Annotated in this window: 18 protein-coding genes; 1 reads left to right on the top strand and 17 read right to left on the bottom strand. The window is 42.9% G+C overall.

Going from position 1 to position 18764, the window contains the following annotated elements; genetic code table 11:
• Positions 1–50: 50 nt before the first annotated feature.
• The 16 genes from AYJ08_RS21755 to AYJ08_RS21680 form a co-directional block, all read right to left on the bottom strand.
• Positions 51–1508: a YfcC family protein gene (locus tag AYJ08_RS21755; RefSeq protein ID WP_064019450.1), complete on the bottom strand. Its 1458-nt coding sequence runs from the start codon at positions 1506–1508 to the stop codon at positions 51–53.
• A gap of 98 nt (positions 1509–1606) precedes the next feature.
• Positions 1607–1939: a prenylated flavin chaperone LpdD gene (lpdD, locus tag AYJ08_RS21750; RefSeq protein WP_064019449.1), complete on the bottom strand. Its 333-nt coding sequence runs from the start codon at positions 1937–1939 to the stop codon at positions 1607–1609.
• Positions 1940–1970: 31 nt separating this feature from the next.
• On the bottom strand, positions 1971–2657 hold the full coding sequence (locus tag AYJ08_RS21745) for a copper homeostasis protein CutC (protein WP_064019448.1): 687 nt from the start codon (positions 2655–2657) through the stop codon (positions 1971–1973).
• Between the two features lie 235 nt (positions 2658–2892).
• Positions 2893–4338 (bottom strand): PTS transporter subunit EIIC, encoded by a 1446-nt coding sequence (locus AYJ08_RS21740; RefSeq protein ID WP_064019447.1) that lies wholly within the window; start codon positions 4336–4338, stop codon positions 2893–2895.
• A gap of 86 nt (positions 4339–4424) precedes the next feature.
• Positions 4425–5189: a glucosamine-6-phosphate deaminase gene (gene nagB / locus AYJ08_RS21735; RefSeq protein WP_064019446.1), complete on the bottom strand. Its 765-nt coding sequence runs from the start codon at positions 5187–5189 to the stop codon at positions 4425–4427.
• Positions 5190–5257: 68 nt separating this feature from the next.
• On the bottom strand, positions 5258–5758 hold the full coding sequence (locus AYJ08_RS21730) for a PTS sugar transporter subunit IIA (protein WP_031411430.1): 501 nt from the start codon (positions 5756–5758) through the stop codon (positions 5258–5260).
• Positions 5759–5911: 153 nt separating this feature from the next.
• Positions 5912–6778 carry a glucose PTS transporter transcription antiterminator GlcT gene (gene glcT, locus AYJ08_RS21725; RefSeq protein ID WP_064019445.1) on the bottom strand — a complete coding sequence of 289 codons (867 nt, stop codon included), beginning with the start codon at positions 6776–6778 and terminating at the stop codon, positions 5912–5914.
• 265 nt (positions 6779–7043) lie between these two features.
• Positions 7044–7538, bottom strand: a complete 495-nt coding sequence (locus tag AYJ08_RS21720) for a DoxX family membrane protein (protein ID WP_031411432.1) — start codon at positions 7536–7538, stop codon at positions 7044–7046.
• 241 nt (positions 7539–7779) lie between these two features.
• Positions 7780–8337 carry a hypothetical protein gene (locus AYJ08_RS21715; protein WP_064019444.1) on the bottom strand — a complete coding sequence of 186 codons (558 nt, stop codon included), beginning with the start codon at positions 8335–8337 and terminating at the stop codon, positions 7780–7782.
• 169 nt (positions 8338–8506) lie between these two features.
• Positions 8507–9442 carry a ribose ABC transporter substrate-binding protein RbsB gene (gene rbsB / locus AYJ08_RS21710; protein ID WP_064019443.1) on the bottom strand — a complete coding sequence of 312 codons (936 nt, stop codon included), beginning with the start codon at positions 9440–9442 and terminating at the stop codon, positions 8507–8509.
• Positions 9443–9470: 28 nt separating this feature from the next.
• A complete protein-coding gene (locus AYJ08_RS21705) occupies positions 9471–10367 on the bottom strand; it encodes an ABC transporter permease subunit (RefSeq protein WP_197490792.1) in 897 nt (298 codons plus the stop codon).
• Between the two features lie 19 nt (positions 10368–10386).
• The gene (locus AYJ08_RS21700) at positions 10387–11919 is read right to left on the bottom strand and encodes a sugar ABC transporter ATP-binding protein (protein WP_064019441.1); all 1533 of its coding nucleotides are present in this window, start codon (positions 11917–11919) and stop codon (positions 10387–10389) included.
• 15 nt (positions 11920–11934) lie between these two features.
• Positions 11935–12330 (bottom strand): D-ribose pyranase, encoded by a 396-nt coding sequence (gene rbsD / locus AYJ08_RS21695; RefSeq protein WP_022585733.1) that lies wholly within the window; start codon positions 12328–12330, stop codon positions 11935–11937.
• A 78-nt stretch (positions 12331–12408) separates the two neighbouring features.
• Entirely contained in the window at positions 12409–13344 is a 936-nt protein-coding gene (rbsK, locus tag AYJ08_RS21690) for a ribokinase (protein ID WP_064019440.1), read from the bottom strand.
• Positions 13341–14345, bottom strand: coding sequence for a LacI family DNA-binding transcriptional regulator (locus AYJ08_RS21685; protein WP_064019439.1), 1005 nt, complete (start codon positions 14343–14345; stop codon positions 13341–13343). The genes rbsK and AYJ08_RS21685 overlap by 4 nt, the downstream gene beginning before the upstream one ends.
• A 325-nt stretch (positions 14346–14670) precedes the next feature.
• Complete coding sequence (locus tag AYJ08_RS21680; protein WP_064019438.1) at positions 14671–15516, bottom strand: DegV family protein; 846 nt, start codon at positions 15514–15516, stop codon at positions 14671–14673.
• A gap of 231 nt (positions 15517–15747) precedes the next feature.
• On the opposite strand from AYJ08_RS21680, the gene AYJ08_RS21675 reads away from it, so the two are divergent.
• A complete protein-coding gene (locus AYJ08_RS21675; protein ID WP_064019437.1) occupies positions 15748–17274 on the top strand; it encodes a YcdB/YcdC domain-containing protein in 1527 nt (508 codons plus the stop codon).
• Positions 17275–17461: 187 nt separating this feature from the next.
• Here the strand turns inward: AYJ08_RS21675 and hutI are convergent, their stop codons facing one another.
• On the bottom strand, positions 17462–18742 hold the full coding sequence (gene hutI, locus AYJ08_RS21670) for an imidazolonepropionase (RefSeq protein ID WP_064019436.1): 1281 nt from the start codon (positions 18740–18742) through the stop codon (positions 17462–17464).
• Positions 18743–18764 lie beyond the last annotated feature (22 nt).

Here is an 18764-nt window from a genome sequence, read left to right as displayed (position 1 = left end):
CCTCTCTTGGAACTGCCTTCTTTTTATTTTCATATCCTACATATGATCCATTAGTAAGGACCATATCCAATGAACTGTGCAACAATGATAGCGATGCCCCCAACGACTATCTGCAAGCCAATTAGAGGCATAATCCATTTAAACCAGCGAATCCACGGAATTTTGGCTAAGGCTAGTCCAGCCATAAAATATCCAGAGGTAGGCGTCACAATATTAGTAAAGCCGTCTCCCAATTGAAAGGCTAATACGGCGGTTTGACGAGTGATACCCACCAAGTCAGCTAAAGGAGTCATAATGGGCATTGTTAGTGCCGCTTGCCCACTCCCCGACGGGACAATCACGTTTAACAAGCATTGCAGAATAAACATGCCCGTAGCTGTTAAAGAGGAGGGTACTTGCTGAATCGCTTGAGCTGAATAGAACAGAATCGTATCCATTACCTGCCCCTCTGTCAGAACCAGCAAGATCGCCCGGGCCATCCCAATGATTAGCGCCCCTTCTAATAAATCTGCTGCTCCTCTCATAAAGCAAGTAACAAACTCATTTCCACTCATACGACAAATGAAACCAGATACCAACGCTAAACATAAAAAGATGGTGGCAATTTCCGAAATAAACCATCCTTGCTTGATGACACCAAAGGCAATTGTGCCTAATGTCAGCATAAAGCTAAGCAGAACAAGCTTGTGCTTCAAGAGAAATACTTTATGATCCTCGCCCTTTTGATTTTCTGCAGCCTGCAAAGTAGAAGACGCAAAATGACTATGATTCATCTCTTTACCAAAGCTATTCTCCACAAAGAAGCCTTTAGACGGATCTCGCTTCACTTTCATCGCATAACGATATACAAAGGTAACACTAACGATGTATAGAACCACGAATAGCCCAATTCGAAAGCTCATGCCAGAAAACAGTGGAAGCTCTGCTATCTTTTGAGCAACACCTATAGTAAAAGGATTAATAAGAGCGGTACTAAAACCGATTTGGGCCCCTACTAGTACAATCGCGGCACCTGTAATGACATCAAAGCCTAATGCCAAAGCCACCGGAATAAGCAATGCTAGATAGGGCAAGGTCTCCTCAGCCATCGCCATTAAAGAACCGCAGACACCAAAAAATAGCATCATCAGTGGAACGAGCCACTTTTCCTGATTCCCCAATCTGCGTGCCATGGCTACTACCAAAGCTTCCATTGCGCCAGAATATGTAATAATTCCATATGTTCCTCCGACTATAAGGACAAAGAATATAATGTCGGCAGTCTCTACCATTCCTTTATGAATACTAATCAGCGTATCAAAGGGATGGACAGGCTTAGATGGCAGAAAGTGAAAGCTAGTAGGATTGACCACGTTACGCCCATCAACTTCAACGCGGGCATATTCTCCAGCAGGTACTATATACGTAAGTACAGTTGCTAATAATAAAATGCCTAGCAATAAGACGAAGACGTTTAATTCTCTAGGATGCTTGCTTCCCCTTTTCATCTTGAAAAATCGTGCATTCATGTAAAACAAAATCCCCCTTTCGCATCCGTCTATTATAACGTGAAAAAAAGAACTAACTTTTTTCAGTTCTATGACAGTTGAAAAAGGGAAATTACTACCTATTTTGCTTCTCCAAAAAGCTCTTCATGCATCGCTTCACGAGCTGTCTTTACTGCCAGCATGATTTCTTCCTTGCTGGCTTGATCTATATGAATGCCTACAATAGCGGTAACTGTGCATTTTTTCTGTTCACAAGCTAGGCTCGCACATTCGATCGCCAATTGATCTTCCTTATGACCAGGTAGTGTGATAAGCTCCACCTTTACCTGCTCATCCTGCCAATAAGCGGTCGCAACTGCGCCAATATGTACCACTCCCCCGCCTATCAGGTAGACGATATCATCCCCCATCATCTGTCGGCGTACTTCTATGTTAAACGGCCGTTTCTTCATTACTTAATCCCTCCCTCTGTCTTTATAGCTTCTATCCGTTTCGTTTATTCTTTACTAACGCTACTAATTGGGTATCGACTGGTTTCAACGCTTGTCCATCCTGCCTTACTCCCGTGCCAAAATGAACCTCCCTAACACCGGTTTCTTTTACAAAAGTAGGCACAGTCTCAATGGTTAAGCCGGCGCCCGCTAGTATGGTTACGTGTGTAGAAGCAGTTCGCTCTACCAACGCTTTCATCTGATCTACTGCTTGCAGGGCACTTGATTTGCCACCAGATGTTAGAATGCGATCAATCTGTTTATAGTGCAGTAATTGTTCAATCGCTCCTACTTGATCCTCTACCTCGTCAAATGCCCGATGGAATGTAACGTGCATGTGCCCTGTTTCCGTTAATAAAGTCTCTAATGCTCGAAAATCAATGTGATTATCTGGCGTTAAAGCTCCCAGAACCACACCGGCTGCACCTAGTTCCCTGATGGTTTGTATATCTTGCAGCATCACATCTATATCGTTTGTCGTATAAACGAAGGATTGACTATGAGGACGCACCATCACATGTACGGGAATTTTCACCTGATTGACTACATTTTTTATTAGACCATAGCTAGGAGTAAGTCCTCCTTCCATAATACCTGTGATCAATTCCAATCGATCCGCTCCGCCTGCTTCTGCTCGCTTCGCATCATCTAACGTAGTTGCAATTACTTCAAGCATCATGCTACCTTCACTCCCTTTTGGTACGCTTATTTGTTTATTCCTTCTACTTTAGCATGGTGATTGACTACTATGCATCAAAAATGGCAAGAGTTCAACGACTTACCTTTTTTATCATGATCCAACAGACTGCTTCGCTCAAACCATATATGCTCCAGTGTATAAAGATACAAAAAAGAGAAGGCAGGACCCTTATCGGATCATGCCCTCTTTGTAGTACTATTTTTATGATGGTTGGTTATAGTTTTTTAATCTCATCTTTTAAAATCTCGGATTGTGTACCAAAAACAATTTGTACACTACCTTGACCTAAGCGCATAACACCTGCCGCACCTAGCTGCTTCAAGGCTGAATCATTTACCTTTTGGTCATCGTTTACTACTAAACGCAGACGAGTAATACATGCATCAATGTTCTTGATATTTTCTTTTCCACCGATATTTGATAATACTTTTTCTGCTTTATCTCTCATAGCATCATTGGTTTTTGCCGTATCCCTTTCGGCCGTTGCTGCGAAATCATCTTCGCGACCAGGCGTTTTCAGGTTCAGCTTCTTAATCATGATACGGAACAAGAAGTAGTAAAGGACGAAGGTAGCAAGACCAATCGGCCAAAGCAGAAGCGGTTTTTGCGACCATTTAAAGTTAACCAGGTAGTCGATAAAACCAGCCGAGAATCCAAAGCCTAGACGTACACCTAATTCAATAATTATAAAGGCAATCGCACCTGTTAAAACAGCGTGGATACCATATAGTAGCGGAGCAGCAAACATGAATGCAAATTCTAATGGCTCAGTGATACCTGTCAAAAACGCCGCGATTGCTGTACTTAGGAAGATAGAAGCCACCGTTTTGCGGTTTTCCGGTTTCGCCGTGTGAACGATTGCTAGTGCAATTGCTGGCATAGCGAACATCATGATTGGGAAGAAGCCTGTCATAAATAGTCCGGCAGATGGATCTCCCGCAAAGAAGCGATTCAAGTCACCTTTTACGATTTCACCAGCCGCATTTGTAAACGTTCCAATTTCAAACCAAGCGATCGTGTTAATAACATGGTGCAAACCAAATGGAATAAGTACACGGTTCGCGATACCAAAGATACCGCTACCTACAGCCCCCATACTTACAACCGTATTACCAAATGAATTAAGCGCCTCTTGTACAGGACCCCATACAAGACCAAGTAGCAAACCTAACACTACCATGGTAGAGGATGTAATGATTGGAACGAATCGTTTGCCACTAAAGAAGCCTAACCAATCTGGGAGCTTGATATTGTGGTACTTGTTGTAGAAGAAAGCCGCCAAGCCACCGGACATAATACCGCCTAATACGCCCATGTCCAATTTCATTGCATCGTCGATAAAAGCAAATGCAGGTGGAACCGCTTTCAATACATTAAGCAAAACCAATTGTGCAATTACTGCTGCTAAAGCTGCAACTGCGTCTCCTGCCAAACCAATTGCTACCCCGACAGCAAATATTAAAGGTAAGTTATCAAAAATAGCAGAACCGCCTGCTTTCAGGAATGGAGCGATGTAATGATTTAAAAATTCGCCAGTGGTGCCCATGTTAAAATCTTTAACATAGTCGATTGCCCCAAAACGTAGCAATAAAGATGCAGCTGGCAAGGTTGCGACCGGAAGCATCAAAGCTTTACCAATCTTTTGAAGAAAAGCCAACATATCATTTCCTCCTTTTGAAGTTATATATGAGTAGTGAAACCTCATGACGTCCATAAGGTTTCACATCATATCGCTTGTTGTATGCGTTAGCCTTGAAGAACAGCCTCTCTGGATTCGTCTTGCAAAGGCAATAGCTCAGCCGTTGCACGATCTACCAATACGGTCACATTAGGATGCAGCTGTAAAATGGATACAGGCACCTGTGGATCAACTATGCCTGTGAATAAATGACGGACAGCTTCCGCCTTACTCTTGTCATTTACAAGTAACAGGACGTGGCGAGCCTTCATAATCCCACCAATCCCCATCGTCACGGCTTGCTTAGGCACCTCGGATATATCAGAGAAGAAACGAGCATTTGCTTCGATGGTCTCAGACGCCAGTTCTACTACATGAGTAGATAATGTAAACGCCTGAGCCGGTTCATTAAAGCCAATGTGGCCATTATGACCGATACCCAATATTTGAATATCGACGCCACCTGCTTCTTCCATTGCCCTCTCGTATCGAAAGCACTCTGCCTTCGCATCCGTAAATATACCTGATGGAATATTGGTTTGTTCTTTTTTAATATTTACATGAGAGAACAAGTTATCCCACATGAAATAGGTGTAGCTTTGATCGTGGTCAGCAGTCAGCCCCACATATTCATCTAGGTTAAACGTTGTGATTTGACTAAAATCAACGTTTCCTGCCTGCTGCATGCTGATTAATTCTTTATACATCCCTATTGGCGTGCTTCCTGTAGCCAAGCCAAGCACAGACGTGGGCTTTCTTTTCAGTTGTTCTGCCATGATTTCAGCAGCTTTTTTGCTTAGCTCCTGATAGTTCTCTGATACAATTACCCTCATTACTTATCCCTCACTATCTACAAGATGTAATCATTTCTATCTACATGATGTACAGTTGTTTGAAAGGATTAAGCTTTTAGCGTTACTTCAAGAACTTTTTCCTGACCACGAGTCACAGAAGCACCTACAAATTGTTTCATGCTTTCTACAGCATCGCTATTTGTAATAATAATTGGTGTGATTGCAGGGTATCCTGCGTTTTTAATGATATCTAAATCAAATTCAATCAGAGTTTGACCCGCTTTTACATCTTGACCAGTCGTTACTTTTGCGGAGAAACCTTCGCCGTTTAAGTTAACAGTATCAATACCGATATGCATCAAGATTTCAGCACCATTAGCTGTCTGCAATCCGATTGCATGTCCGGTGTTAAACAAATGAACGACCTTTGCATCAACAGGTGCTACCAGAACACCTTCTGTTGGGTCGATAGCTAAGCCATCACCAGCAATTTTTTGAGAAAAAACAGGATCTGGTACTTCTTCTAAATGAACTGCCTTACCAGTAAGGGGAGCTAGCAGTTGAGTTGGCTGAACTTCTTTTTTACGAGAAAATAATTTGCTGAACATATAGGGCCTCCTTAGGTGTTCACTGACTTTATCAAATAGAAAAGGCATGAGCATAGAAAAATGGGTATGCCTAAACAAATTGATACCATTTAGGATACTCCATCCTCCACTGCTCATGCCTAGTCGAACTAGTAACACGCTGTGAAAAGACAATTATTCTTTTTTGTCCTTTACGAGTTGAAACAAGCGGAACAAATGCATAGCCATGTATCCCACTTCGTCCTCAGGGACTTTAACATCTAACTTTCGTGAAATGAGCTCTCCTAATTGCAGAGCAAGCTCATATGCCTCTGGAAGCATCGTTTTCACGCGATCCAATAAGGGATTTTCTATTGTTTTGCCTTCCATCAATCGTTCTAGAACGAAGCGGAAATGCGTAATCATTCGAGTATAATGCAAGCTTTCCTTTGTTACCTTCAATGTTAAACACTCTTCCACCATCTGAATCATCTGTAGGATGAGGTTCGTATGCTTCACTGTCTGCGCTACTGGAATGTAGCTAACAGCCGAGTGAATATGCAGAGCCAAGAATCCGATTTCACTTTCTGGAACCGTAATCGTAAAGGTGTCTTCGATTAAAGCCGCCGCTCGTTCAGCAAGAACGAATTCCTGCGGATACAGCGCCTGAATCTCGAATAGGAAAGGGTTTACAATTTCCATGCCGCTTGACAAGCGATGCACAGCAAACTGGATATGGTCAGGTAAAGCAACGTGAATTAATTCATTGATCTCAGGCGTCATTTCATCACAAACCCATGAAATGATTTCTTCTGCAATTTCAATCACCGACTGATCAATTTGGGTCAGAAGAGATTGGAACTGATTTAAGTGAAGCTCATTTTCCATTCGAAAGCGCTTCTCAATACGTTCATCATTCTTCGCAATCGGGTTGCCTGCTTTTTGCCCAAATCCAAGACCCTTACCAAGCAAGACCATTTCTGTATTCACAGTTGGATCGCTTACCAAGACGACGTTATTGCTTAAAATCCGACTTATGTTATAATCTTGGCTTTTGTACACGCAGACACCACCATAGATCAGAATTACGAACTTGCATTGAGAATCCCTGCGTATCCTGCAACAGTCATAAAGTCAAAAAAGAGCCAACATCAGATTTTCTCCATGAAGAAACAAGAAAGAAAAATCCTTTGTGTGGCTCATGCCTGTCTGTAACAGTAACACGCCTGTAAACGCATTATTCGCTTCAAATTCATTTTACTATAAAGTTGATAAAAGTCAATCATAACTTATCATCTTTATAGGGCCTTCTAGCTAACTAGATGCTTTAACGAGACCTCATTTGCTCTCTGCCTCGTTTTTTATCCCAATACGGAAGTACTAGTCGATCTAAACCAAAGTATCCAGCATTACGACCAGCAACTAAAATAAACGTGGTTAATAAAATCAAATATGGATTAATACTGACTGTACCACTAAATAAGAATGCGTAATTCATAGAAATGCCCATTAATCCAGCAAATGTGGTGAACAGCCCTAGTAATAACGCAAGTCCCACCAGGAATTCTCCCCAAGGAATTAAGAAATTGAAAAAGGAAGCACCCGGCAATGCAAAATTTTCCAGAAAAGCAGCCCACCAGCCTTGAACAGAAGGATGATCACCAGCCGCTTTTTCAATCGCTCCTTTTAAGAAGCCCTCTGTCGCAAAGCCTCCACCGCTTAACTTGCCCCAACCAGAGGTAATCCAAGTATACCCCAAATAAAGACGAACCAATAATAAAACAACTGAAGCACTTTGAGATTGTCGTAGCCAAGCTACCATACACACCACTCCTTTTTTCTCTGTAAAAAGCTTTTTGGTTTCTACTACATTTCTCTCTCCCACTACGTAAACCAATTAAATCCTTGCTATGTTAACACATCTTTCTGCGTTTATCATACCCATACTTCCTTATTTACACTGGACTCTTTTGGATATGTCGGCTGATTGTCAAAGCTCCTTGAGCAACAAATGAACATTGCAAGATAGGGCTGTAATTCTTGTTTGTCATTACCGATAACCGCTATTTTATGTAGTCATTTAGACTTAAACCCTCCGCGCCTATCAGTTCTCTTTTCCTACTAGTATGCTTTGCTGCCAATTGACTTATTTCTATTATGTGTAGCAAGAAATTGGTTTTGATGGTTATATTCTGCACAGCTAGAAATATTTCCTTCATTTCCCGATGTGCCTGTTGCAGCATTTCATACATTAGTGTAGTCGTTACTCCATGTTGTAAAACTGGGTTTCCTGTTTCGTTTTTCTTCGGTTCCATTGGTTCTACTAGAGTGCTGTATGTTTGTATGTCTTGGTGAATCTTATTAACGGCTTCCTTGCATTCGTGCCAGATGACAGCAGATTTGTCCAGCAATTGCTTCACAGACTCTTTCATAGCCAAAGAAGCCTCGTTGTCGTGATCATTTATTCGTTCACTATTCAACATAGTCTGTTTAGCCAAACGCTGTGTTTCTTTTGTTACTGTAGAAATGTCCAGCAAGATTTTTTCTAGTGCCTGAATATCACAATCACATTTTTGACTATTTGCAGCATGCAATGGATTATTCTTTGTTTGACACTCCATTCGTGTAATAGTGTCTCCCTTCCTAACTTCTTGTATATACGTTATTTATCGAAATTTCTGCTGAACAAAAATAGGGTCATTTTACACAAAAATAAAAACACCAGGCAAAATTTACGTTTCACCTGGTGTCCTATTCTATTACTCATCGAAAGCTATGAGAGTGGGCTAGCTATTTTTTGATTAATTCCAAATCAACTGGAATAAATTCCTCTACCTTTTCACCCTTGGATACTTTAATTGCAGTCTCTACCGCTTTTTTACCGATCTCAGATGGTTTTTGCGCTACAGTTGCCGCTAGTTTTCCATCCTTTACAGCAGCAACCGCATCCTCAGTAGCGTCAAAGCCTACTACCTTCACTTCTTTTAAACCCGCTGCCTCCAATGCTTGCAACGCGCCCAAAGCCATTTCATCATTGTGGGCAAACACAGCTTGGATGTTTTTATTTCCTTGCAAAATGTTTTCCATAACACTCATGCCTTTTGCACGATTGAAATCTGCTGGTTGAGTAGCTGTGACTTTTAGACCATCTTTATTGTCTACCGCCTTGTGGAAGCCTGTACCCCGATCACGCGCTGCCGAGGAACCAGGAATACCCTCCAGCTCAACCACGTTCCCTTTACCACCTAGGGAATCTAGTATGAATTGACCAGCCATTTCTCCACCCTTCACGTTGTCGGAAGCGATATGTGCGGTTACTTTCCCGCCTTCTGCAGCACGGTCTACCGTAACTACCGGGATATTCGCTGTGTTGGCTGATTCAACTGCTGTGGAAATGGCCGCGGTATCGGTTGGATTAACCAAGATGACATCTACTTTTTTCTGGATTAAATCCTCTACTCCACTAATTTGCTTAGCAGTATCATCCTGAGAATCTACGACAATCAGATTTACCCCTCCCTCCTTGGCTGCCTTTTCTGCGCCTTCTTTTAATGTTACAAAGAATGGGTTATTTAAAGTAGAGATAGAGAGCCCAATGGTGACACCTTCTTTTTTCGCATCAGGGGCTGGTGCCTTGTTGTCCTCTAAGCTCGATTGGGTGGAACAGCCTGCTAGTACAGATAAAAGCATAGCGGATGCCAATGCTACTTTCACGTACTTCTTCATGTCGAAATCTCTCCTTTTTCTCATCCATTTATTTTTTAGAACGATCCAGCAAAACGGCAATCAAAATGACTGCCCCTTTGGCCACCAGTTGATAGAATGATGATACATTCAACAGGTTCAGACCGTTGTTTAGCACACCGATAATCATGGCCCCGATTAAGGTACCAACAATCCAGCCTTTACCACCAGACAGGCTAGTTCCCCCTAGAACAACTGCCGCAATGGCGTCTAGCTCATAAGATGTTCCCGCCGTTGGTTGAGCAGAGTTAAGACGAGAGGTCAAAATAATACCCGCTAAGGATGCGAACAAGCCGCTGATAGAATATACCCAAATTTTAACCTTCGTGGTGGAAACCCCTGATAATCTAGTTGCCTCCTCATTGCTTCCCAAAGCATAGACATGTCGGCCAAATGTTGTATGTTTTAAGATGAAATACAAGGCGACAAAGGAAAGTAACATCCAGATAACTGGCATCGGAATTTGTAAAAAGAAGCTTTTTCCTACCAATCCAAAGCTATCTGGCAGTCCTGTGATTGGTTTTCCCTCTGTATAGACTAGCGTCAATCCTCGAAAAACTGTCATGGTAGCCAATGTTGCGATAAAAGGAGCTACATTTCCCTTTGCAACCAAAATCCCATTGAATGCCCCCATTACCAAGCCTGCCAATAGTCCAACCGCGATTGCTAGGAATGGATCGCCACCACTAGCCATCAGCCCTGCTGACAATGCGCTTGATAAAGCTAAGGTAGAGCCTACGGACAGATCAATACCTCCTGTTAAAATAACAAAGGTCATTCCAAATGCAATCAGCGCATTAATTGAAACCTGGCGTAGGACATTAAAAATATTGCTTACCGTTAAAAAATCGGAGCTGACGATGGACAGTATAATCACTAACAAAAACAGTCCCAGTAACGGTCCCATTTGTTGCAAAAAGTTGCCTTTAAACGTAAGCGTTGGTTTCGTTTGTGCTTGCAATGAAATGACCTCCTCCTGTTGCTGCGTGCATAATGCTTTCCTGAGTAGCTTCTTCTCTTGAGAATTCACCCGTTATTTTTCCTTCATGCATAACGATAATTCGATCGCTCATTCCTAAGACCTCAGGCAATTCTGAAGAGATCATGATGATCGCGACACCTTCCTGTGCCAAACGGTTCATCAAATCATAAATCTCTTTCTTGGCTCCAATGTCCACTCCGCGCGTTGGCTCATCTAAAATTAAAATCTTTGGAGCGGTAGCCAGCCATTTTCCAATCACAACCTTTTGCTGATTGCCCCCGCTTAACGAACCAACTCGTTGCTCACTGCTATGCGTTTTCACAACTAATTTATCGATTGTCTCTCTTGCTAGTTGCTGTTCCTTTTGCTTATGAAGGACCCCAAAGGATGAGAGACTGGACAGATTAGGCAACGCTATGTTTTCACGAACCGATAAGGACAAAACCAAGCCCTCTTCTTTTCGATCTTCTGTTACAAAGGCAATTCCTGCCGCAATGGCATCCTTGGGCTTGTTGATAGCTACAGACCTGCCCTCTACTTGAATGCTCCCTGCATCCAGCCGTTCGAGTCCAAAAATAGCTTTAGCAACCTCCGAACGGCCTGCTCCCATTAATCCGGCAAATCCCAATATTTCGCCAGCTTTTACTGCAAAGGAGATATCCGTCAGTTTTCCTTTAACAGATAGATGATCTACGCGTAGCTTCTCTTCACCAAGGGACACCGTTACCTTTGGAAAGCGATCTGTAATTTCTCTACCTACCATCATTTTGACCAGCTCGTCCATGTTTGTCTCAGCCGTTACTTTCGTGCCCACATACTGACCGTCACGAAGAACTGTAATGCGATCGCTAACCTGAAAGATTTCCTCCATCCGATGCGAGATGTAAATCATGCCTACCCCTTTATTTTTAAGGGAGAAAATTACCTCAAACAAAGCGTCGATTTCCCGATTGGTAAGAGCTGCGGTTGGTTCATCTAGTACAAGGATGTCCGCCTGTAATGAAAGCGCTTTAGCGATTTCGATCATTTGTTGCTGACCAACCGATAAATCGCCCACCCTCGTATCGGGATCAACCTGAATGCCTAATTTGTCTAGATATACCTTTGCTTCCTGTCGTAGCTTTTTCCAATTCATAAATTTGGTTTTTCCATAGGTAAATTCGCGTCCCAAAAAAATATTTTCGGCTACCGATAAATGGGAAATCAAGTTCAATTCTTGATGAATGATTCCAATCCCCAGTTCAGCGGCTAATTTCGTGGTCATCTCCGGTACAGGCTGACCTTTAACCGTGATAGAACCGCTATCTTTGGTATAAATGCCACCTAGGATTTTCATAAGAGTAGATTTACCTGCACCATTCTCACCCATTAGCGCTACCAGCTCACCTGGACGCACTGTTAATTCAACCTGATCGAGCACCTTGACACCCGGAAAAGACTTACAGATTCCCTTCATTTCTAACAATAAATCTGTCATACGTTCACACCGCCTTTAAAAAGTAACTCCAGCTTCTAAAATCACATTGGCATATGGCGTGCACTCTCCGGTACGTATGATCGCTTTCGCTTCATTCGTCCGTTTTTTAAATTCTTCATGACTGATGATGCTTTCTTCTACGTGAGGAAGCTCCTGTTTCATTTTTTCATAAAGAGCAGGACTAACCTCGATCATCTCGTTCGCATAGTGGATACGCTCCACCTGCATTTCTTCTAATATTACTTGCAGCACATCCAGAAAGCTTGGCAAGCCTGCTTTGAGGGCCACATCAATTCGCTTCACCCCATCTGGGATCGGCAGGCCCGCATCGCAAATGACAATGCGGTCCGTATGTCCCAGCTTACTGATGATAGTTGATATTTCACTATTCATGATCCCGATTTTCTTCATGTTTCTCACCCTTTAGCTGTGCAAGAATTTCCCGAGCTGTAGCTGTTGCGACCCTAACCAGTCACGACTAGCATGAAGCTATTCCTTAGATTGAAACGCTAGGACTTCCTTCATTGTAGGCATTCCCTGCTGTGCCCCCAGCTTCGTTACAGCAAGTGCCGAGACAATGCTAGCAAACTCAACAGCTTTTGGAATGCTCTGTCCAGAGGCTAGTGCATAGGCGAGCCCTGCGTTATAAGAATCTCCGGCCCCTGTGGTATCGACGACCTGCACTTTATGACTAGCAATCGTTCCAAAGGTCTCGCCATTCATTAAGTAGGCAGAACCCGAGACTCCAAGTGTGGTAACCACATGCTTCACTCCTTTTGCATGGAGTGCCTTCATTGCAGCAGACAGTGTTGTTGCTTTGTCTGTCGCTTGTTTTTGTTCCAGCCCTGTCAAAAGATACAATTCTGATTCATTAGGTGTCATGACATCGATATAGCCAAATAATTCATCTGGAAGCTTCTGCGCTGGAGCCGGATTTAAGATGACCATTTTCCCGGCTTCTTTAGCTAGCTTTGCCGTGTGAACAACCGTCTCGACGGGGATTTCCAACTGCAGTAGCACGATGTCCGCCGCCTTCACCGTATCAGCATGCAGATCAACATCCGCCATAGAAGTATGGGCATTGGCCCCTGCCACTACAATAATTTGGTTATCTCCTTCAGCGAGTAAAATGGAGGCGATGCCGGTAGGAGCATTTTCAACACGTTTTATCGTGCTTACCTGAATTCCTTCCTGCTTCATCGCTTGCTCCAAGGAATCTCCAAATGCATCTCTGCCTAAGGAACCAATCATGGATGTCTGGGCCCCTAGACGTGCGCAAGCAACCGCTTGATTCGCTCCTTTCCCCCCGGGGATAAAATGAACATGATCTCCGCTGATTGTCTCTCCCATTTTTGGCTGACGAGGTGCTTCTACTACAACATCCATGTTAAGACTGCCAATGACAGCTATGCGTGGTGGTTTCATGCTAATGGCTCCCTTCTGGTTGAACTGCGCTCAATAAAAATCGGCTCTAGTTCAAATACACTCGGTAATGGCTTTGTGCTCTCTATTTGCTGAGTTAACGTAAGTGCTGCTAGCTCCCCCATCTCGTAGATCGGTTGAGCTACCGTTGTTAATTCTGGTATCGTCATCGAGGCTAGAGCAATGCCATCAAATCCGCATACAGCTACATCTTCTGGCACTCTTCTGCCAAGCTGATTCAAGCCTTTTAGCACCCCAATGGCCATTAAATCATTTCCGACAAAAATACCATCAATATCGGGATGCCTTCTTAGTAATTCCTTAACTGCTTCCTGACCACCATTTAATTGAAAATATCCCGGTTCCATTAAGCTTGGCGAATACCAGGAAAATCCTTGAACGCTTTCTTCATAGGCAAGCATTCTCTCTCTGGCAGTAATTAATTCCTGTGGGCCATAGATATGTCCAATCTTGGAACAGCCCTGCTCCACTAAATGAGCTATAGCTTCCTTTGCCCCCATGTAATTGTTACATCTAATGACAGAACAATGTTGATTCTCTGGGGCACGGTCCATGACCACCAGGGGAATCTGATCCTGTTGCATCTTTTGAATGTCCTCGCTGCTTAAAGTTTGGGAAGCGATAATGATGCCATCAATATATTTTTTCTTGAGGACTTCAATATATGTTTTTTCCTTTTGCCCCTGATCATCAGAGTTACATAAGATCACCGTATAGCCTAATTCTCGGGCTTTATCCTCCACACCGCGCGCCATCTCTGAAAAAAATGGGTTCGTGATATCTGGCAAGATAAAAGCAATCGTACTCGTGCGCTTACCCGCCAGACCTCGCGCGACCGAGTTGGGTTCATACTGGAGCTGTTGAATTGCTTTTTCAACCTTGCGACCCGTCTCTACATTTACATAGCCTGTTTTGTTAAGCACACGAGAAACGGTTGCCACAGATACACCTGCCAGCTTTGCTACATCGCGAATCGTTGCCATCATGCGTCACTCCACATTCGTAACCATCTAATGTGTAACCGGTTTCATATAAATTACATAAGATCAAATAAATCCAAAAAATACATGCATAAAATCTCATAGTGTTCCGTTTTTTCATAAATGTAACCGGTTTCACAATCTTACAACACAAATATACCCGGTCACAGATAGGGTGTCAAGCGAAAGTGATTACTGGTAGAAACTGCTTTTATAACGACAATTCTGTCCCGTAAAATCAGAAGTAATAAAATAGAATTGCATAAAATAAATGAAAAAGGGAGCATATTCGCTCCCGTTTAATTTTCATGAATATACTGTATTCATACTATTCATTAATCCATGATAGCGCTATTGTTCCCTGCCCGGCATGCACACCAATCGTGGAACTAATAGGTCCAATCATCACTTCTACATCCTGATACTTCTCTTTAATTCGCTTTTTGAGAGCCTGAGCTTTTTCCACTACATTCCCATGTAGAATTTGTACATTCTTAATCTGTTGCTTCTGCATTGCTCGATCAAGCTGTGCTAGCATGCAGACAATCGCTTTGTTTTCCGTTCTAATTTTTTCATAGACTTCAAAAATACCATCTCTGATACGCAGAATTGGTTTGATCTGGAGTAGATTCCCCATGAAAAACTGTACTCCATTCATCCGTCCCCCGCGATAAAATTGATCAAGACTTCCAAGTAGGATGTAGCTCTCTGTTTTCTCAGCGATTAGACGCAACGAGCTTGCGATCTTCTCTGGTGAAGCTCCCGTTTTTGCCATTTTCATTCCTTGCACAATCATATGTGTAATGGGATAGGACATCGTTTTAGAATCTACGGCCTCTACTGGAAACTCCGCCAGCTTAGCAGCGCTCTGGCTGGCATTAAGTGTTCCACTTAGCTTACTCGATACATGTACAGCAATCGCACAATCATATTTTTGTTTGAGAGTCTCATATAACTCCACAAAATTGCCCAGCGAAGGTTGAGAGGTCTTCGGAACTTCTTGAGTTTTCTCGATTTTTTCGTACAGTTGCTCAGGCGTCATATCGAGGCCATCTCGGTAGGTACCGTCGGAGAAAATAATTTCGAGTGGCACGACATAAATATCGTGCTTTTCCCGAAGGTCAGCAGGTATATAGGCCGTACTATCTGTTACCCAAGCAATTTGTTTTTTCACTGAAACGCTCCTTTATGTTGAAAAGATATAAGTAAAATTATATATCCTTCTCTATCTGTTTCCTATTGCCTATTTCATAAGAGGAGTGAACACTTTCTCTCAACATGTTCACAATTTGAGCTGAGCTTTATGAAATAAAAAATATATTTCGGCAATTTTGTAACCTTTGCTGATATATGCCGACTATTACATAGAAAATAAGCAGACAGACAATATAATGGAGGTAAAAATATGAAATATCCAAATAAATTAGTAGGTTCGGTCTTGGCAGCAAGCTTGCTTGCAACTACTCCCATGTGGGCTGATCAGCTGGTGAGTGCTGTTCATGCAGAAGGACAAATCGCAGTAGCTACTTTGCCAACAGCAGGAGAGAAGACGCTCAGTATCTTGTATACCCTGCAGCCAGAATTGAAAGGGATGACTAGAAAAGTTGAAAAATCAAGACATGGTGTCTACAATGTGTCTTTCTATCAAAAAATCGAAACAGATAAAAAACGATTATATGCCTCTGTAGAATTGGACGAGCACACAGGAGCCTTGCATTCCTATGATAACGATCAAGAAATGAGTGATGGAAATAAGGGGACTTTGACTGAAGAGTTGGCAAAACAAAAATCAGCAGCGTTTCTACAAGTCCTATTAGGAAAGGATTTCAAAAAATATAAAGCTAGCAAGACCTCAAAAGATAACAGTTGGGACGCCGTTACCTACACACGCTATGAAAATGAAATGCCTGTTTTTCTAGACCGTTATGTGGTCGGTGTTAATGAGAAGGGTGTTACCTATGTCAATGCTGGAGATGTAGCCCCACTCCGTGCATCCTCCGCCGTCTTTCATAAGCCTGAGAAAATATTATCAAAGGAAGAAATAACAAAAGAAGTCGCATCACATATGGAACTCAGCTATCGCATTGATCCAGCTTCAGGAAAGCCTATGCTGGTCTATTCTCTTGAATCAACGGGCTATATAGACGCTGGGACTGGAAAGGAAGTACAGGGAGTAGATTCAATCAAAACAACATACTCCGATCCTATTGCTGTTACACCAGGGGGAAAACGAGTTACAGCCAAAAATCCAGAGGAAGTAGCAAAGGCTTTAGCAGATCATTTTCATGTGGATGGGCAAGGAGCCGCTTTTACTGTCAATACCAGAACCCCTGCTGACATGAAAAGCGCAAACGAGACGATCTACGAATCAAAATCGGGTGGCAAAAGAATTACCGTTTATGTCCACGACGATATCATAACGGGATTCCAGATACAAAACAAAGTCGAGCTTGCCAGTGAAGCCCAGCATAACAACCAGCCGAAAAATGCCAAGCTTTCTTATCGCGAAGCTCAGGAGAAGGCTGTTCAATATCTACAGCCCTACTTAGATCAAAGTGTGAAGGTATTGAAAGTCGATCGTAATCAAGTACGAATGGCTCGTTCAACAGCTTATAGCTTTGTCTTCCTTCCCGTACGTGATGGAGTACCCGTGAAAAATCAGACCTATCTGGTAAATGTAGATGGGCAAACCGGAGAAATTGTTAACTATATGGGTAGTTTTGATAAGCTACATGCACCTTTTCCTGATAAGAAACTTGCCATCTCAAAAGAAGCAGCCGCAGAAGCTTTTTTGAAGCAGTATCCCGTACAATTAGGTTATCTGTTCCCAATGGAAAATAATAAGCAGCAGGCAAAACCGGTCTTGGTCTATTCATTGGAGATGATCTTCTCTTCGTCACTAGATGGACAGACAGGAAAGCCACTCAAATAACATGATAAAAATCCCGCTTCCCAATGAGGCGGGATTTTTATGGGAACTTTTTTCTATGCTCGTAATTACATCCCCCTCATTAAAGCAAGCATTTCAGGTAACAACTTTCAATTCCTTCTCCACAAAAAGACGTCAATCCCTTTCCAAGAATTGACGTCTTTTTCTCAAACTTTATGTGTTTTCCGTTTTACTCATAAGCCACTTTTCCATCATGCACCACAATCTGCCCATTTTTCACAACGGTTTTGACATGATTTATGCCAAAATGATACGGCAAATAAGCAAGATTATCCGCATCATAGATAACCAAATCCGCCTGTTTACCCACTTCAAGGCTTCCAACCTGCTCTGTACGTCCAATCGCATGAGCTGCATTGATCGTCATGGCCGTCAATACCTCCTCTGGTGTCAGCCCCAGATTTAGGCAGCCTAGCGTCATTACAAGCTGCAATGATTCTGTCGGTGAACTGCCTGGATTGTAATCAGTGGAGAGGGCAACTGGAACACCTAACTCGATCATTTTTCTAGCGCGAGCATGCTTACTCAGTCGAAGATTAAAGGAGGTTGCTGGCAAGCAAACTGCTACCACACCTGCTTCCTTCATTGCAAGTAATCCCTCATCGCTTGCCGCTAACAAATGTTCAGCAGAAATGCAGCCTAGCTCGGCGGCTAACTCTGCTCCCCCCAACGGTTCAATTTCATCTGCATGAAGCTTCAATTTAAAGCCAAGCTTACGGGCTGCCTGCATAATATCCCTCGATTGCTCTACACTAAACACCCCATGCTCACAAAATACGTCACAGAATTCAGCCAATCCAGAACGTTTTACCTCAGGTAGCATCTCGTTAATAACCAAAGCAACATATTCATCTGTTCGTCCCTTAAATTCGGCGGGGACTGCATGCGCCCCCATAAAAGTAGAGACTAAATCGACCGGATGCGCTTTTTGTAACGCACTGGTTACCCGAAGTTGTTTTAGTTCTTCTTCCACGCTAAGGCCATAGCCGCTTTTTGCTTCTACAGTAGTTGCACCGAATTGAAGCATTTGATCCAAGCTCTTCTTTGCCTTTACAAACAGCTCCTCCTCAGTAGCCGCACGCGTAGCTCGCACCGTGCTTAAGATTCCCCCGCCCTTTCCTAAAATCTCCAGATAGCTGGCACCATTTAATTTAAGGGATAATTCATGCTCACGAGAGCCTCCATGCACCAAATGCGTATGCGGCTCGACTAATCCAGGTGTAACTAACTTTCCCTTTGCATCCCATTCTGTAGAAATGTCAGTCCCTTGGATTTGTTTCCGCACATCCTCTTCTCGTCCAACTGCCACAATTCGTCCATCTACCACGGCTACTGCCCCGTCTTGAACCAATCCAATTTCTTTCATCTCAGCCCCAGAACGTGCCCCGGCTGGCCCAGCCATTGTGACGAGTACTTTGATATTATGAACAAGCAAATCAATTTGCGACATCACGCTTTCCTCCTATTAACCC

This window comes from Brevibacillus sp. SKDU10 (genome assembly GCF_001645205.1).
GTDB classification, from domain to species: domain Bacteria; phylum Bacillota; class Bacilli; order Brevibacillales; family Brevibacillaceae; genus Brevibacillus_B; species Brevibacillus_B halotolerans.
The sequence above is the reverse complement of the archived record's forward strand: the minus strand, read 5'-3'. Positions and strand labels throughout refer to the sequence as shown.

Bases quoted from the DNA above. Each gene is read 5' to 3' on its own strand.
- AYJ08_RS21755 (WP_064019450.1), bottom strand. From the start codon at position 1,508: ATGAATGCACGATTTTTCAAGATGAAAAGGGGAAGCAAGCATCCTAGA.
- lpdD (WP_064019449.1), bottom strand. From the start codon at position 1,939: ATGAAGAAACGGCCGTTTAACATAGAAGTACGCCGACAGATGATGGGG.
- AYJ08_RS21745 (WP_064019448.1), bottom strand. From the start codon at position 2,657: ATGATGCTTGAAGTAATTGCAACTACGTTAGATGATGCGAAGCGAGCA.
- AYJ08_RS21740 (WP_064019447.1), bottom strand. From the start codon at position 4,338: ATGTTGGCTTTTCTTCAAAAGATTGGTAAAGCTTTGATGCTTCCGGTC.
- nagB (WP_064019446.1), bottom strand. From the start codon at position 5,189: ATGAGGGTAATTGTATCAGAGAACTATCAGGAGCTAAGCAAAAAAGCT.
- AYJ08_RS21730 (WP_031411430.1), bottom strand. From the start codon at position 5,758: ATGTTCAGCAAATTATTTTCTCGTAAAAAAGAAGTTCAGCCAACTCAA.
- AYJ08_RS21720 (WP_031411432.1), bottom strand. From the start codon at position 7,538: ATGGTAGCTTGGCTACGACAATCTCAAAGTGCTTCAGTTGTTTTATTA.
- AYJ08_RS21715 (WP_064019444.1), bottom strand. From the start codon at position 8,337: ATGGAGTGTCAAACAAAGAATAATCCATTGCATGCTGCAAATAGTCAA.
- rbsB (WP_064019443.1), bottom strand. From the start codon at position 9,442: ATGAAGAAGTACGTGAAAGTAGCATTGGCATCCGCTATGCTTTTATCT.
- AYJ08_RS21705 (WP_197490792.1), bottom strand. From the start codon at position 10,367: ATGGGACCGTTACTGGGACTGTTTTTGTTAGTGATTATACTGTCCATC.
- AYJ08_RS21700 (WP_064019441.1), bottom strand. From the start codon at position 11,919: ATGACAGATTTATTGTTAGAAATGAAGGGAATCTGTAAGTCTTTTCCG.
- rbsD (WP_022585733.1), bottom strand. From the start codon at position 12,330: ATGAAGAAAATCGGGATCATGAATAGTGAAATATCAACTATCATCAGT.
- rbsK (WP_064019440.1), bottom strand. From the start codon at position 13,344: ATGAAACCACCACGCATAGCTGTCATTGGCAGTCTTAACATGGATGTT.
- AYJ08_RS21685 (WP_064019439.1), bottom strand. From the start codon at position 14,345: ATGGCAACGATTCGCGATGTAGCAAAGCTGGCAGGTGTATCTGTGGCA.
- AYJ08_RS21675 (WP_064019437.1), top strand. From the start codon at position 15,748: ATGAAATATCCAAATAAATTAGTAGGTTCGGTCTTGGCAGCAAGCTTG.
- hutI (WP_064019436.1), bottom strand. From the start codon at position 18,742: ATGTCGCAAATTGATTTGCTTGTTCATAATATCAAAGTACTCGTCACA.